12 protein-coding genes are annotated in these 15,861 nt (G+C 39.6%); 9 read left to right on the top strand and 3 right to left on the bottom strand.

Annotation, left to right across the window (positions count from 1 at the left end):
- The first annotated feature begins 40 nt into the window (after positions 1-40).
- The 6 genes from uxaC (at position 41) to J4N24_RS21460 (ending at position 8,278) form a co-directional block, all read left to right on the top strand.
- Positions 41-1,441, top strand: coding sequence for a glucuronate isomerase (gene uxaC / locus J4N24_RS21435; protein WP_207535801.1), 1,401 nt, complete (start codon positions 41-43; stop codon positions 1,439-1,441).
- Entirely contained in the window at positions 1,438-2,457 is a 1,020-nt protein-coding gene (locus tag J4N24_RS21440) for a sugar kinase (RefSeq protein ID WP_369806250.1), read from the top strand. Before uxaC ends, J4N24_RS21440 begins: the two co-directional genes overlap by 4 nt.
- A gap of 138 nt (positions 2,458-2,595) precedes the next feature.
- Entirely contained in the window at positions 2,596-4,041 is a 1,446-nt protein-coding gene (locus tag J4N24_RS21445) for a tagaturonate reductase (protein WP_207535802.1), read from the top strand.
- 91 nt (positions 4,042-4,132) lie between these two features.
- Positions 4,133-5,623, top strand: a complete 1,491-nt coding sequence (locus J4N24_RS21450) for a UxaA family hydrolase (RefSeq protein WP_207535803.1) — start codon at positions 4,133-4,135, stop codon at positions 5,621-5,623.
- 173 nt (positions 5,624-5,796) lie between these two features.
- A complete protein-coding gene (locus J4N24_RS21455) occupies positions 5,797-6,729 on the top strand; it encodes a glycosyltransferase family 2 protein (RefSeq protein ID WP_207535804.1) in 933 nt (310 codons plus the stop codon).
- Between the two features lie 25 nt (positions 6,730-6,754).
- A complete protein-coding gene (locus J4N24_RS21460; protein ID WP_207535805.1) occupies positions 6,755-8,278 on the top strand; it encodes a hypothetical protein in 1,524 nt (507 codons plus the stop codon).
- Positions 8,279-8,406: 128 nt separating this feature from the next.
- Here the strand turns inward: J4N24_RS21460 and J4N24_RS21465 are convergent, their stop codons facing one another.
- Both J4N24_RS21465 and J4N24_RS21470 read right to left on the bottom strand, forming a co-directional pair.
- Complete coding sequence (locus J4N24_RS21465) at positions 8,407-8,850, bottom strand: NanQ anomerase/TabA/YiaL family protein (RefSeq protein ID WP_207535806.1); 444 nt, start codon at positions 8,848-8,850, stop codon at positions 8,407-8,409.
- A 106-nt stretch (positions 8,851-8,956) separates the two neighbouring features.
- Positions 8,957-9,982 (bottom strand): sugar kinase, encoded by a 1,026-nt coding sequence (locus J4N24_RS21470; RefSeq protein WP_207535807.1) that lies wholly within the window; start codon positions 9,980-9,982, stop codon positions 8,957-8,959.
- A 241-nt stretch (positions 9,983-10,223) separates the two neighbouring features.
- Between J4N24_RS21470 and J4N24_RS21475 the strand changes: the two genes are divergently transcribed.
- From J4N24_RS21475 to J4N24_RS21485, 3 genes are all read left to right on the top strand, one after another.
- Entirely contained in the window at positions 10,224-10,883 is a 660-nt protein-coding gene (locus J4N24_RS21475) for a beta/alpha barrel domain-containing protein (protein ID WP_207535808.1), read from the top strand.
- Positions 10,884-10,912: 29 nt separating this feature from the next.
- Positions 10,913-12,451: an MFS transporter gene (locus J4N24_RS21480; protein WP_242691764.1), complete on the top strand. Its 1,539-nt coding sequence runs from the start codon at positions 10,913-10,915 to the stop codon at positions 12,449-12,451.
- Positions 12,452-12,737: 286 nt separating this feature from the next.
- Complete coding sequence (locus J4N24_RS21485; protein ID WP_207535809.1) at positions 12,738-14,360, top strand: NADP-dependent glyceraldehyde-3-phosphate dehydrogenase; 1,623 nt, start codon at positions 12,738-12,740, stop codon at positions 14,358-14,360.
- A 71-nt stretch (positions 14,361-14,431) separates the two neighbouring features.
- Here J4N24_RS21485 and J4N24_RS21490 read toward each other — a convergent pair whose 3' ends face one another.
- Positions 14,432-15,832 carry an MBL fold metallo-hydrolase RNA specificity domain-containing protein gene (locus J4N24_RS21490; protein ID WP_207535810.1) on the bottom strand — a complete coding sequence of 467 codons (1,401 nt, stop codon included), beginning with the start codon at positions 15,830-15,832 and terminating at the stop codon, positions 14,432-14,434.
- Positions 15,833-15,861 lie beyond the last annotated feature (29 nt).

Consider the following 15,861-nt stretch of genomic DNA (forward strand, 5'->3'; position numbering starts at 1 on the left):
TACAGAAAGATAACAAAGTAAAAGAAAGTACTAATAGATAATGAAACAGTTTTTAGACGAGAACTTCTTATTAAACACGAAGACGGCACAAACGCTTTACCATGACTATGCTAAAGATATGCCGATCCTGGATTATCACAATCACCTGATCCCTGAGCAGATTGCTAAGGATGTGACCTTTGAGAACATTACACAGGTTTGGTTGTACGGCGACCATTACAAATGGCGCGCGATGCGTACTAATGGTGTTGACGAGTCGTACATCACGGGAAACAAGAGCGATTACGAGAAGTTCGAGAAATGGGCTGAAACAGTTCCATATACTTTAAGAAATCCACTTTATCACTGGACACACCTTGAACTTCAGAGATATTTTGGAGTTAAGGATATCCTTGACGGTAAATCGGCAAGAAAGATCTATGATATCTGTACGGAGAAGCTTCAATCGAAAGAGTACTCTGTGAGGAACCTTTTAAAAATGCAGAAAGTAGAGCTAGTGGGAACAACTGATGATCCTACTGATTCTTTAGAGTGGCACAAGGTTATCAATGGCGATAACTTTGGTTTAACAGCTCGTCCAACTTTCCGTCCTGATAAAGCGATGGCTGCTGAAGATGTTGCAGGCCTGAATGCTTATATTGACAAATTAGAAGGCGTTACTAACTTAAGCATCTCTGATTTTGACACCTATTTAAAAGCTTTAAAACAGCGTCATGACTTCTTCCATGAAAATGGAGCAAGGATCTCTGACCACGGTTTGGAGCAGATCTACGCCGAAGACTATACTGATGCTGAGATCAAAGCGATTTTTGATAAGATTCGCGCGAATCAGGTTTTAACTAACCAGGAAGTATTGAAGTTCAAATCAGCAATGCTGATCTACTTCGCGGTTTGGGATCATGAAAAAGGCTGGGTTCAACAGTTCCACTTAGGAGCGTTGCGTAACAATAATACGCGTATGCTTACTCAATTAGGCCCTGACACTGGATGGGATTCCATTGGCGACTTTAGTCAGGCTCGTCAGCTTTCTAAATTCTTAAATAAACTGGATACTGAAGATAAGTTAGCTAAGACCATCCTTTATAACCTTAACCCTGCAGATAACGAATTGATGGCTACTATGATCGGTAACTTCAACGACGGATCTGTAGCTGGTAAAGTTCAATTTGGGTCAGGATGGTGGTTCTTGGATCAGAAAGACGGCATGATCAAACAAATGAACGCTCTTTCTAACATGGGATTATTAAGTCGCTTAGTTGGTATGTTAACCGACTCAAGAAGCTTCTTATCCTATCCTCGCCACGAATACTTCAGAAGAATCCTTTGTAATCTATTCGGAGATGATATCGAGAATGGAGAGATCCCTAACGATATTGAGTGGGTTGGAAAAGTGGTTCAGGATATCTGTTACTTTAACGCAAAGAATTATTTTGAACTGTGATAACTAAGGTTTTATGCTTTGGCGAACTACTTTTGCGAGTGTCGCCGGCTCCAAATGACGTAGAAGAAAAACAGCCTTTCCATTTATACATGGGTGGGGCGGAGGCAAATACTGCTACGGCTTTGGCGGGATGGAATGTACCTGTGAAATATTGTACTGTGCTTCCCGATAACTTTATGTCGCGTTACATATTAGATTATTTAGAGTATAGGGGAATTTATACTTCCTCTATCCTCTTTTCTGGTAACCGTGTCGGGGTATATTACCTCGACAGGGGAGCCGACTTGAAAAGCAGCGTTGTGTATGACCGGGAACGTTCTTCTTTTTCTGAATTGAAACGGGGAATGATCGATTGGGATAAAGTCCTTCGCGATGTTTCCTGGCTTAATCTGACAGCTATCAGTCCCGCTTTAAATGCTAATGTGGCTGATGTTTGTTTGGAAGCCCTAGAGGCGGCCTCAAGAAAGAAAATTACTACTTCTATTGATCTGAACTATCGTTCGAGATTATGGAAGTACGGTAAACAGCCTATAGAAGTAATTCCGGCTCTTGTGGAGCACTGTGATTTAGTAATGGGAAATATCTGGGCAGCAAACAGCCTTTTAGGTACCTCGATTGATGAGCAGATCCATGAAAAGGGCAGAAAAGAAGATTACCTCGAACATGCTAAAGCTACTTCATTGGAAATCATGGAAAGATTTCCAAGATGTAAATCAGTAGCAAATACGTTCCGATTTGATAGTGATAAAGACAACCTGCTTTATTATACCAGTTTATATACCGATGGTAAGCAATTCAACTCTCCGGAATTCAGAACCAAAGGTGTAATTGACCGCTCTGGCAGTGGGGATTGTTTTATGGCTGGTTTAATCTATGGTTTTTATAATCACCATCAGCCACAGGATATTGTTAACTATGCTACTGCAGCCGCCTTCGGGAAATTGCAGGAACAAGGTGACGCTACAGATCAGGATGTGTTTACAGTAAGTAAACTGCGCACTGATAACGATGCTTAGTTAGTAGTCTTGCAGTGAGACGGGAACCAGAAATATGGCTTCCCGGACTTGAAAATGGAAATCGATTGACAAGCATTACCCGGGCGGTTAAGAAAAATTGAATTAAAAGATTTAAGATTAAATATTGATTTAGAAATCATGCAATTAAGTAAAAAAACGTATACAGGATATCGCGAATATCCGGAGAAGATTCTTCAGTTTGGTGAAGGTAACTTCCTTCGTGCTTTTGTTGACTGGTTCTTCCAGGAACTTAACAATAGTGGAAAGTTTAGCGGTTCGGTTGTAGCTGTACAACCTATTGCACATGGTATGGCTGATATGCTGAACGAGCAGGACGGTTTATACACCCTTTACCTGCGTGGTTTAAAGGATGGAAAGCCTGAAAGTAAGCATGTAACTATGGATGTTATCAGCCGTGCGATTAATCCATATGCTGATTTTGGTGCTTATTTAAAAACAGCTGAGAATCCTGAAATGCGTTATGTGATTTCTAACACTACCGAGGCTGGTATTGCATATGATGAGAACGATGAGCCTACAATGACTCCTCCGAACTCTTTCCCTGCAAAGCTGGCAGTTTGGTTAAATCACCGTTATAAAACTTTCAATGGCGATGCCTCAAAAGGTATTCATATCATCCCTTGTGAGCTTATTGACAAAAATGCGGATAACCTTAAGCGTATCATCCTTCAATTAGCCTCTAAATGGAGCCTTGAAGAAGGGTTTGTTAACTGGTTAAACACTGCATGTACTTTTAGCAATACATTGGTTGACCGTATAGTACCAGGTTACCCACGTGAGCGTATAGCTGAGATCACTGAAGAATTAGGTTACGAAGATAAACAAGTTGTTGAAGCAGAGCCTTTCCACCTTTGGGTAATTGAAGCACCTGAGTCATTACAACAAGAGCTGCAATTCCCTTCTCTAGGTCTGGATGTTAAATATGTTCCAGATATGAGCCCTTATCGTACCCGTAAAGTAAGGATCCTGAATGGTGCGCATACTACTTTAGTTCCTGTAGCCTATTTGTTTGGATTAGATACAGTGCGTGAGTCAGTTGAGCATGAAGTAGTGGGTAAATTCCTGAAAGATGCCATCTACGAAGAAATCATCCCGACTTTAGATCTACCAAAAGAAGAGCTGGAGCAATTTGCTGCTGATGTAATTGATCGTTTCCGTAACCCATACATCAAGCATTTATTGATGAGTATCTCTTTGAACTCATGGTCAAAGTTCGAAACTCGTGTATTGCCTTCAGTGTTGGAGTATATTAAGAGAAAAGGCGAGATCCCTCAAAAATTAGCTTTCTCTTTAGCTGCAACTATTGCTTTCTATAAAGGAAAACGTGGCGAAGAGGCGATCAACTTGAATGATGATGCACCATTAATCGAGCTTTTGAAAACGTCTTGGGCTAAATATGATGGAACTGATGAGTCGTTTGAAGACGTAGTTACTTCAGTTTTAGGTTTTGAAAGAAACTGGAAAATGAATTTGAATCAGGTAGAAGGATTAACTGCTGCTGTAACCAAACACTTAACTAACATTGAGACGTTGGGTATGCAGAAAGCAATTGAGACTGTTTAAAATAACATTAATAAGACAGCGGGAACCGAACCCTTTTAGTAAATTTGTAGTATAAGGCTTTGGTTCCCATCTGTTTAGAAAGGATTGATACATGAAAGAGTTTATTAAAATACATTCGAAGGATAATGTGGTGATTGCACTGAAGAGTTTCAGTGTTGGTGATGTAATTGAGGTTGAAGGAAAACGCATTATTGTAATTAGCGACGTTGAACGCGGACATAAAATTGCTACTGAAGATATAGCTAGCGGTTCTGATATCATCAAATACGGTTACCCAATTGGTCACGCAATTTCTGATATTAAAACTGGTGAGCATGTGCACGTACAGAACGTTAAGACTAATTTGAAAGATGTTTTTGATTACTCTTACGAACCTGCTTTGCTTGAAAACCTACCTCATGCGTTTGAAGGTCGTACTTTTAATGGTTACCGTCGCGCAAATGGAGATGTAGGTATACGTAACGAAATCTGGATTGTTCCTACTGTAGGTTGTGTTAACGGAATTGCTGAGCAGATCATCCGTGAGTTTAAGGCTGAAGAAAACCCGACAGATTTAGAGGGTATCGAAGTGTTTAAGCATAGCTATGGCTGTTCCCAGTTAGGTGATGACCATGAGAACACTCGCCAAATCCTTGGTGATATTACTTTGCATCCAAATGCAGGTGGGGTATTGATCCTGGGACTTGGTTGTGAGAACAACAAGATCGACGAATTTGAAGCTTCGTTAGGAAACTACGATAAGAGCCGCATTAAATTCCTTTCCAGTCAGAGCACTTCTGACGAAGTTGAAGATGCGAAAGCTCTATTGAAAGAAATTTATGAAGTGGTTCGTCAGGATAAACGTGAACCTATCCCGGTTTCAGAACTTAAAGTTGGTTTGAAATGCGGTGGTTCAGATGGGCTATCAGGTATTACAGCTAACCCGTTACTAGGTTACTTCTCAGACTGGTTGATCAGTCAGGGTGGAACTACCATCTTAACTGAAGTACCTGAGATGTTTGGTGCTGAAACGATCTTGATGAGCCGTTGCGTGAATGAAGAAGTTTTTGATAAAACTGTTCATTTGATCAATGATTTCAAACAATACTTCATCGATCAGAAACAGCCTATTTATGAGAACCCTTCCCCGGGTAATAAAGCTGGTGGTATCAGTACTTTAGAGGATAAGTCTTTAGGTTGTACTCAAAAGGGCGGTATTGCAAATGTTGTTGACGTATTGAAATACGGTGAGCGAGTGAAGACTAAAGGTTTAAACCTTCTTTCTGCTCCTGGTAATGACCTGGTTGCTACCACTGCTTTGGGAGCATCTGGTTGTCACATCGTTTTATTCACTACTGGTCGTGGTACTCCATTCGGTAGTTTTATCCCAACATTGAAGATCTCTACTAATAATGAACTAGCTACTAAAAAGCCTCACTGGATTGATTATAATGCAGGTCCTTTAGCTGAAGACAAGACTTTTGATGAAGCTTTAAAGGAATTTGCGGATAAAATCATCAGAGTTGCAAGTGGAGAGAAAGCACACCACGAAAAGAACGGATTCCGCGAGATCGCAATCTTTAAAACTGGTGTAACATTATAGTGCATATAGTCGAGTTTTAAATAGAAAAGGGGCATCAGAAATGAGGCCCCTTTTTCGTATCTATTAAATGTGGTGCTTCAGTCAATTCTTCAACACCGTCCTGATAATATTTTTATTTTTGCCCTCACAAAGAGTCTGCTTAATTTGATGTGCCTAGGCCAAGAGCTTTTATTATGAATAATTCGAAATTTAGAGTATCCGTTGTAATTCCAATTTTTAATGAAGAAGGAAATGTAGCGAAAATTGTGGATGCTCTTTATGAAATACTTAACAGATACAGTGACTTTGAAATTTTATTTGTCAACGACGGCAGCACAGACGGAACATTACAAGTACTAAGAGCGATCTCATCGGAAAAAAATCAGATAAAGTATTTGTCCTTTTCACGAAACTTCGGACACCAAAATGCATTAAAAGCCGGCTTGGATAATGCCGAAGGTGACTGTATCATTTCGATGGATGGAGATCTTCAACATCCGCCACATCTTATTCCAAGCTTAATTGAAAAATGGCTGGAGGGTTATGATGTTGTTTATACTTTAAGGAAAGAAGATCCCAGACTTGGCTTTTTCAAAAGGTGGTCTGCTAATTTGTTTTATAAGACAATAAACTCCTTATCAGATATTTCAATAGAAAAGGGAAGTGCCGATTTTCGTCTAATCAGTAAAGCAGTCAACGAAGTGATCCGAACTCTGCCAGAAAATCCTATTTTTTTTCGAGGCATGATCAAATGGCTCGGTTTCAAGCAGATTGGTATAGAATATATGCCGGAGGAACGTCTGTGGGGAAAATCAAAGTATTCCTTAAGCAAGATGTTCAAATTTGCAATTATAGGCGTTACGGGATTCAGTATTAAACCTCTCCACCTATCAACATTGATTGGGTCGTTTCTGTCGTTTTTCTCCTTCTGTTACGGCCTGTACGCCATTGCCGCATATTTCTTCTCTAACGCCACGGTCTCTGGATGGACATCAATCCTGGCTTTGATTGCGTTTATAGGGGGAGTGCAATTACTGATGATGGGTATTATAGGAGAATATTTGGGTAAATTATTTATTGCATCGAAACAACGCCCACAGTATATCATCGCAGAAAAAAAACTTTAATATTTCTTTAGTAGAATTCCATTTTATGAATAAACGCAATGATTCCTTCGTATTAATAGGTTTAGCCCTTGTGATCTTTTTGTTCCTTTACCTTACCGGGACTATTACCTCAGGCTATCACAATACCGACGACCACGAGATCTTAGACATATTGAAGGACGTTAAAAAGTTACCGATACAGGACGTTATTTACAAATGGATAGAAAACGACCTTAATATTAGATATCGTCCAATGTACTTTGTCCACCGTGTTTTACAGACAGCTATATTTCAAGATGATCTGTTGCTCTGGTCTATTTATAACTATATCTTATGCGTCTGCACATTCTTTTTATTTTATAAAGGAATGAGAAATCTCAGATTCTCTATATTAGAGTCGTTGCTTTTTAATATTATCGCGTTTTGGGGGACCCAGATTGCGGTTTGGTGGATGCTCGGGCCAAATGAAACGATTGGATGTTTTTTTCTCTCCATTAGTTTTTATTTCCTCTCAAAGTGTAATGGTGAAAAGTACTATACCAAAAATTCTATGCTATTTACTCTTTTTTTGGCCTTAAGTTCCTTAAGCAAGGAAAGCTTTACTCTTATTATTCCAGCAATGATCCTTCTTAAAGTTTCGAATGAAAAAGAAGTGTATAATTCATCCTGGGAAAAGGCAATAAGAAAAAATAGACTTCAATTATTATCATTTCTAGTTCTCCTATTTAATCTGCTTGTTATTGTACTATATGTTGGAACAAATAAGATTGGATATGCGGGCGTAGATCAGGATGTCCTTTACAAGTTGAAAGAGATCAACCAAGTTCTGGGAAGTCTTTCTAAATACCTTTTGATACTAGGTATATCTTTCCTTGGTTTACTAGTTGCAAGAATTACTTTAAAAAAAGGAACAATGAAGGACATCTGGATTCCAATTTTTATTTTTCTTCTGATAGCAATACCTAATATTCTACTGTATACAAAAAGCGGAATGTCTGGTCGCTATTTCTTACCTGCTACAATAGGTTTTGCTTTTATTATTATTTTTTTACTCAGAGCGTTTAAGCCTCTCAGTTCTGGAAGCTATTGGCTGCTTATCTTAATATCTCTTTTTATTCTGAAAAAGCCCATTAGAAAATCCGTGGAGGAAGCACGGAACTTTGCGAAAGAGGGCCATGAAAATAATGAACTGCTTGCCGAGGTACTTAAATTTTACCATGATGGAAAAAATACAGTACTTGCGGCAGATCCAGTTGGTGCTCATGAAGCTTCCAGCTCTATCTTCACATACTTAAATTTCAATCAACAAGTTAAACTATATGCTTACGAAATAGAGGACAAAACTTCTTGGGGAAATGATAGTGTTTTTGCAAAAAGATTGACCGATGCTTGGAGAGGATGGTTTTCCAAGTCTTTATATAAGGATATGAAAGGGAGGCCAGATATGATTATTTTCCTAAAGAAAGATTTGTCAAACCGTTTCTTTACAGACTCTAAAATAGACAGTCTAGACTATACTAATACCATTCCCACAAATTCAAGATATTCTTTTTTTGTTAAAAAACAATAAAGTCTGCGTTTTGAATAGTTTAAAATCTAGTACTAGCTTTAGTAGTCAAAAAAATACCTGAACAACTTTTCGTTAAAGCAATTGAGCAAATGTATTCTTTGCTCAATTGCTTTTACTGCTCCGACAAATTATATTTTAATTTTAACAACTAATTTCTTGACATTGCCCTCTCCAATCTGAGGAGCGTGTACGTCTTCAGGAAAGAAAACTGCAAACTGACCAAATTGAAGGTCGAAATAAGTGCCTGGCTTATCCTTCCAAAAAATCACATCTTTTTCAGAATTGTATTCGCCTGCAGGATCTGAAACAGTGCTTCGTTCAGAATATCCGAAAGTCTCTCTTGGGGATAAAGCTACCTGGATATCCATCCAATTGTTGTGGCATTCAAATTTTGCAGTTTCTGTTGTATAAGCTTCTTTGTCTGATGTACCGGCTTTTAATCCTTCGGCGATCTCCCATTTACCCACTTCAAGGGAAGATAGATCCTGGCTTTTAATCCACTCGAAAGCTTGTTTGAAAAGCGGGTGAACACCGTAATATTTTTCCGCGTTCTGTAATGAATCGATTATCATTTAATTTTCTATTTATATGGTTGTTAAAAATAAAAAAATCCGCCTTACTTGTGCAAGGCGGATATATGAGTTTTACCCATTCTCCCCCTTAGGGGACAAGGTGTAATTAGCGTTGTACACGACCTGAAGCGTCACCGTTCATTAACGTTTCAACTTCAGATAAAGTAGCGTGATTTAAGTCGCCAGGAATTGTGTGTTTTAATGCAGATGCAGCAACACCAAATTCAGCAGCTTCGCCCATTGATTTTCCAGTTACTAAACCAGTGATAAAACCAGAAGCGAAAGAGTCACCAGAACCTACACGGTCAACGATACGAACTTCGTATTGTTTAGTGTGGTAGAATTCGTTTCCATCGTATACTAATGCAGACCATCCATTATCGGAAGCACTGTGGCTTTCACGTAATGTAGAAGCGATGTATTTGAATCCGAATTTCTCTTTCATTTGCTTACATACTGATTTGTATCCGTCAAGGTTCAATTCACCTTTAGTGATGTCAGTACCTTCAGCTTTGAAACCTAAACTAGTTTCAGCATCTTCTTCGTTACCAATACAAACGTCAACATACTGACAAAGTTCAGTCATTACCTGACGAGCTTTTTCTTTGCTCCAAAGTTTCTTACGGTAGTTAAGGTCGATACTTGTAGTGATACCTTTAGCTTTAGCAGCCTTTAAAGCCTCTAAAGTAAGAGCAGCAGCAGCATCGCTCAACGCTGGAGTGATACCAGTAGTGTGGAACCAGTCAGCTCCTTCGAAAATAGCATCCCAGTCAAAATCAGAAGCTTTTACTTCAGCGATAGCAGCATCAGCACGGTCATAAATAACCTGTGAAGCACGCATAGAAGCACCTGTTTCAAGGAAATAGATACCTAATCTTTTTCCACCTCTTGCAACATACTGAGTATCTACACCATAACGACGTAAATGGTTGATAGCAGCTTGTCCGATAGCATTATCAGGAACTTTAGAAACGAACACACCGTTTAAACCGTAGTTAGTTACTGCTACAGCAACGTTAGCTTCACCACCACCATAAGTTACATCAAAGCTATCGCTTTGTACAAAACGCTCGAATCCTGGAGTAGATAAACGTAGCATGATCTCTCCAAGGGTCACTACTTTTTTTGACATCTTTAAGTCTATTTAATTATTAGAGGTTTAAAAATCAAGTTAAAAACTTGGCAAAAGTACATTAAAGTTAAACACTTAGTGTATTTGAGCGGAAAAAATCATCGGGAACGATTGCATAATTTTTTTGTTACCAGAGGCGTGATTCTCATCACCTTTGGGGTAAAAAGCTACATACTTTTATATAAAATTTCTACTTTAGCCCTCGATTATAAATCATCTAAAAAAATTCCAATAATTTAATATGAGCAAGAAAGAAGAAGTTCTAAAAGTAATTACTGACCAGGGAATATTACCGTTGTATTTTAATAAGGATGCTCAAACTAGTGTTGACTTATTAAGAGCATTATATAAGGCTGGCATCAGAACTGTTGAATATACAAACCGCGGCGAAGCAGCATTGACAAACTTTGCTGAAATGAAAAAAGTTATCGACGCTGAACTTAGGGGAATGCTTCTTGGTGTAGGTACAATTAAAGATGCTGCTGCTGCTGAAGCTTTTGTTAATGCAGGTGCAGATTACGTTATTAGTCCCGGATTAGTGGAAGATGTAGCTGAATGGGCAGAGTCTAAAGGTATTCTTTGGGTTCCTGGCTGTATGACCCCTTCGGAAATCATCAAAGCTGAGAAACTAGGTGCTAAATTCGTTAAATTGTTCCCTGGTAATATCTTAGGTCCAAGCTTCCTTTCAGGAATCAAAGCATTATTTCCAAACCTTCTTTTCATGCCTACAGGTGGTGTTGATACAACAAAAGAAAACATTTCAGGATGGTTTAAAGCAGGAGTTTGTGCAGTAGGTATGGGTAGTAACCTGGTTACTAAAGACATTATGGACAACAAGCAATATGACTTGTTAACCGAAAATACTTTGAAAGTTCTTGAGGTGATCAAGTCCTGCAAATAACCAGGGTTATAAACCTACATTAAACGAAAATGGAAAATCAAAAAGCAAGTAATTACAGGTGGACCATTTGCAGCCTCCTGTTCTTTGCTACAACTATCAATTACCTCGACAGGCAGGTACTTTCTTTAACCTGGAAAGATTTCATTGCTCCGGAGTTTCACTGGACTGATAGTGACTATGGTACCATAACTGCATTGTTCTCTATCTTTTACGCAGCTTCTATGCTATTCGCTGGACGTTTCGTAGACTATATGGACACGAAAAAAGGCTTTTTATGGGCAATATTTATTTGGTCTCTGGGCGCTTGTCTTCATGCTTTCTGTGGTATCGCAACTTCAGGTTTGGTTACCGGCGATTGGATGGTAGGCTTTGAAGGAGCGAAAGAAGCTATTTCAAAAGTTGGCGACACAGCACTGGTGCTATCTACCAGCGTAACTTTATTTATCGTAGCACGCGTAGTTTTAGCATTTGGCGAGGCCGGGAACTTCCCAGCAGCTATTAAAGCTACTGCTGAATTTTTTCCTAAAAAGGATAGAGCTCTTGCTACAAGTATCTTCAACGCTGGAGCAACAGTAGGAGCCTTAGCTGCACCTGTTACTATTCCCTTAATAGCTAAGAATTTCGGTTGGGAAATGTCATTTATCCTCATTGGAGCATTGGGCTTCGTTTGGATGGGATTCTGGGTTTTTGTTTACAAGAAACCACATGCTCATCCTCGTGTGAACAAGGCGGAGTTGGAATATATTCAACAAGATATTGTCTCAGAAAACCAAGTTATTGAGCCTGTTATAGGAACTGAAAAAAAGATGAGCTTTGCCTCATGCTTCAATTATAAACAGACTTGGGCTTTCGCCTTTGGAAAGTTTATGACTGACGGAGTTTGGTGGTTCTATCTGTTTTGGTTCCCGGCTTACTTAAGCTCCGTTTATGGATTAAAATCAGATAATCCTTTAGCCCAAACAATGATGTTTGTGTTATATGCGATCACTCTCCTATCCATAATTGGAGGTTGGCTTCCGACTTACTTTGTTGATAAGAAGAAAATGAATCCTTATGAGGGTAGAATGAGGTCGATGCTTATTTTCGCGTTCTTTCCTCTTTTAGCTTTATTAGCTCAGCCACTTGGTAGCTATTCGGCTTGGTTTCCGGTTATCATAATTGGTATAGCGGGCGCTGCTCACCAGGCATGGTCTGCAAATATCTTCTCAACAGTGGGAGATATGTTTCCAAGATCTGCCATTGCAACCGTTACCGGTATCGGGGGAATGGCTGGGGGATTAGGATCGTTTTTCATCAATAAAGGATCAGGTATCTTATTTGATTTTGCAAGAAAAAGCTGGACAACAGTAAATGGAGAGCCTCTGGCTTCTGTAAAACCAGAATGGGTTACTGCTGACTTTAAGTTAAGCGATACCATGCTGAAAGACCTTGCTAAGGAAGGAGTGGAAGTTGCAAACGGAGTGAATACAGGTTATCTGATCATTTTCTCTATTTGTGCTGTTGCCTACCTGATAGGTTGGTTTGTGATGAAGACGCTTGTTCCAAAATACAAGCCTATACAACTGTAATTGCTGAACTAGCAAAAAAAGAGGCTGAAACCCGATAGGTTTCAGCCTCTTTTTTTTGCCGCTTTCGTACCTGCTATAGTTATCTGTGCTTCATATTTTATTACTCTATTATTCTAATACCAAGTCACTCAATGACAATTGGTACTGGCTTGCATTAATTATTTACTTTCAATTGATCTATTCCACTTCCAAGTCTTGCTCAAAACCGTAAGTTTGCCTTAACCGTTATTAAAATTCTTTTGGAGCAAAATAGCCAATAGAATGAAATTTTACTAAAACAAGTAATTTGGAAGCAACATTAAACCTGGAATCGATTTTCTTAGAGGAAAATCAGATTCCATCAGAGTTTCTGATTGAAGAAGTTCATCAGAAAGAGTATCTGAGCAATGGAGAGATGAAACGCTGGGAAGGAGACACAAGCTCAGTTTATTCTCCCGTATGCGTAAAAACACCAGAAGGCCTTAAGCGAAAGCTTATTGGAAGCTACCCTGTTTGTACAGAGAAAGAAGCTATGGAAGCTTTAGCGGCAGCTGAAGCAGCCTATGACAATGGTAGAGGGCAATGGCCTACAATGAGTGTTCAAGACCGCATCAAATGTGTTGAAGATTTCACGAAAAAGATGATCGAACAGAAAGACATCGTGGTGAAATTGATCATGTGGGAAATTGGTAAGTCCTATTCTGATTCTGTCAAAGAATTCGATCGGACCGTTGAGTATATCTACGCTACTATCGATGCTTTAAAAGACATTGACAGGCAATCTTCCCGGTTTGAAATAGAACAGGGAATTGTGGCGCAGATACGCCGCTCTCCTCTAGGGGTGGTATTGTGTATGGGACCATTTAACTATCCGCTAAATGAAACCTTTACTACCTTAATTCCTGCATTAATCATGGGGAACACTCTCCTATTCAAACCACCTAAGCACGGAACGTTATTACACTACCCTTTATTGAATGCATTTAAGGATTCGTTCCCTAAAGGGGTAGTAAATACTATATATGGAAGAGGAGCAACGATTGTACCTGCCCTTATGCAATCAGGAAAAATCAACGTTCTTACTTTAATCGGGTCTTCTAAGGTTGCCGACCAGTTGAAAAAGCTGCACCCTAAAGTAAACCGTCTTCGTGCAATTCTTGGTCTGGATGCTAAGAACGCAGCTATCATATCAGAAAAAGCAGATTTAAAATTAGCAGTTAGCGAGACAGTACTAGGTTCCCTCTCTTTTAATGGGCAGCGTTGTACAGCCTTAAAGATCATCTTTGTGCACGAAGCTGTAGTTGATCAGTTCCTGAGCATGCTTGCGGAAGAAGTTTCAAAATTGAAGTTTGGTATGCCATGGGAAAAAGGAGTTGCGTTAACCCCACTTCCAGAGCCACACAAGCCTGCTTATTTGAAAGAGTGTATTGATGATGCAATTGCTAACGGCGCGAGGGTAGTAAATGAACATGGAGGAGAGAGCTTTGAATCTTTTGTGTACCCTGCAATTGTTTATCCAGTAAAGAAAAACATGAAGCTTTACCTTGAAGAGCAATTTGGTCCGGTTATTCCAGTGGTTCCTTTTTCTGACGTAGAGGAGCCGATTGAATACCTGATTGAATCCACTCATGGTCAACAAGTAAGCGTTTTCAGTAACGACGCGGACGAGCTTGCTTCACTTATTGATCCTTTAGTTAATCAGGTGAGTCGTGTAAATATCAACTGTCAATGCCAGCGCGGACCAGACGTATTTCCTTTTACAGGAAGAAAAGACAGTGCTGAAGGAACTTTGTCAGTAGTTGATGCTCTTCGGTCTTTCTCAATCAGGTCTTTAGTAGCTACTAAGCTGAATGATAACAACAAGCAATTGCTGAACGAGATCGTAGCAGATAATAATTCGAACTTTTTAAGCACTAAGTTTATTTTCTAATTGCTTATTTTATTAAAAAAGCTCCCATTGATCGGGAGCTTTTTTACGTTTTTGCCGGATGCCTAGAACCACTAAAGCTCTTCCATCTGATGGTGGCCCGGTATGATCACGTTTTCGAAACCTGCATCCTCTAGCTTGTGCTTGAAAATCTTTTGAACATCATATTCCCCATGCACAAGAAATAACTTTTTTACAAGCTTTGGATCCTGACAGGAAACGAACTTCAAAAGGTCTTCATAGTCCCCATGCGCACTCATCGATTTGATCACCTGCACCTCTGCCCGAACATCATATTCATCTCCAAATATCCTGACCACCTTAGATCCATTAATTAATCTTCCGCCCAAAGAGGTAGGCTCGGCGTAGCCGACCATAAGTATAGTATTCTTCTCATTACCGATATTATTCTTGATATGGTGTCTGATCCTGCCTGCCTCTGCCATGCCGGAAGATGAGATAATTACACAAGGACGTGGATCTGTATTAAGAGCTATTGATTCCTGCACCACCTCTATAAACTTCAGGCCTTTAAAATGAAAGATATCGTCGTCGGTCTTCATTACCTGCTGAACATCGCGGTTATATTCATCGGGATGTTCCTTCAAAACTTCCGTAGCCTTCTTAGAAAGTGGGCTGTCTACATAATAAGGTACGTCTGGGAGCAAACCTTTTAATTCAAGGGCATTCAACGCGTACAATAATTCTTGTGTTCGACCGACACTAAATGCGGGAATTATAACTTTCCCTCCTTTTACTATGCACGTCTGATGTATAATTTCCCTTAGCTGCCCTTCTATAGGGTCGAGATCTTTATGCAATGAATCCCCATAAGTAGACTCCAGCACTATATAATCCGCCTGAGGAAAGGTTGAAGGACTTCTAAGAAGCATATCACCAAAGCGCCCCACGTCTCCGCTAAAGGTTAATTGTTTGAATTGACCATCCTCCAGAATTGTCAGGTGGACAGCAGCACTTCCAAGAATATGCCCTGCATCGGTAAATCTCAGTGTTACCCTCGGATCAATTTCAAAATCTTCATTGTACTCCACTATCTTAAACAAGCCTATTGCCTTAACTACATCGTCTTCTGTGTATATGGGTTGAATAGGTTCAAGTCCTTTCTTCTTCCTAATGGTATTTTCATACTCTGCATCCTGCATTTGAATATTTGCAGAGTCGGCCAGGAGGATCTTTGCCAGGTCCATGGTTGGAGCGGTAGAAAAAATAGTTCCGTTAAAGCCTTCGGCTACCATTTTAGGAATCAATCCACAATGATCTATATGAGCATGTGACAGTATTAAGTAATCAATATTATCTGGCCTGAAACCAAAATGGTCATTCAGGCCCTCCGTCTCGTCCCCAAGACCCTGAAACAAACCGCAGTCTAACAATATCTGAAGGCCGCTATCGAGTTTTATTAAGTGTTTGCTGCCTGTTACATTTCGTGCAGCTCCGTGAAACGTAATTCTCATTCTATCCTATTTGGAATAACACAACAAAA

It is taken from the genome of Desertivirga arenae, assembly GCF_017355785.1.
GTDB lineage: Bacteria > Bacteroidota > Bacteroidia > Sphingobacteriales > Sphingobacteriaceae > Desertivirga > Desertivirga arenae.

Coding starts and splice junctions, on each gene's coding strand:
- uxaC (WP_207535801.1), top strand. CDS start 41: ATGAAACAGTTTTTAGACGAGAACTTCTTATTAAACACGAAGACGGCA.
- J4N24_RS21445 (WP_207535802.1), top strand. CDS start 2,596: ATGCAATTAAGTAAAAAAACGTATACAGGATATCGCGAATATCCGGAG.
- J4N24_RS21450 (WP_207535803.1), top strand. CDS start 4,133: ATGAAAGAGTTTATTAAAATACATTCGAAGGATAATGTGGTGATTGCA.
- J4N24_RS21455 (WP_207535804.1), top strand. CDS start 5,797: ATGAATAATTCGAAATTTAGAGTATCCGTTGTAATTCCAATTTTTAAT.
- J4N24_RS21460 (WP_207535805.1), top strand. CDS start 6,755: ATGAATAAACGCAATGATTCCTTCGTATTAATAGGTTTAGCCCTTGTG.
- J4N24_RS21465 (WP_207535806.1), bottom strand. CDS start 8,850: ATGATAATCGATTCATTACAGAACGCGGAAAAATATTACGGTGTTCAC.
- J4N24_RS21470 (WP_207535807.1), bottom strand. CDS start 9,982: ATGTCAAAAAAAGTAGTGACCCTTGGAGAGATCATGCTACGTTTATCT.
- J4N24_RS21475 (WP_207535808.1), top strand. CDS start 10,224: ATGAGCAAGAAAGAAGAAGTTCTAAAAGTAATTACTGACCAGGGAATA.
- J4N24_RS21480 (WP_242691764.1), top strand. CDS start 10,913: ATGGAAAATCAAAAAGCAAGTAATTACAGGTGGACCATTTGCAGCCTC.
- J4N24_RS21490 (WP_207535810.1), bottom strand. CDS start 15,832: ATGAGAATTACGTTTCACGGAGCTGCACGAAATGTAACAGGCAGCAAA.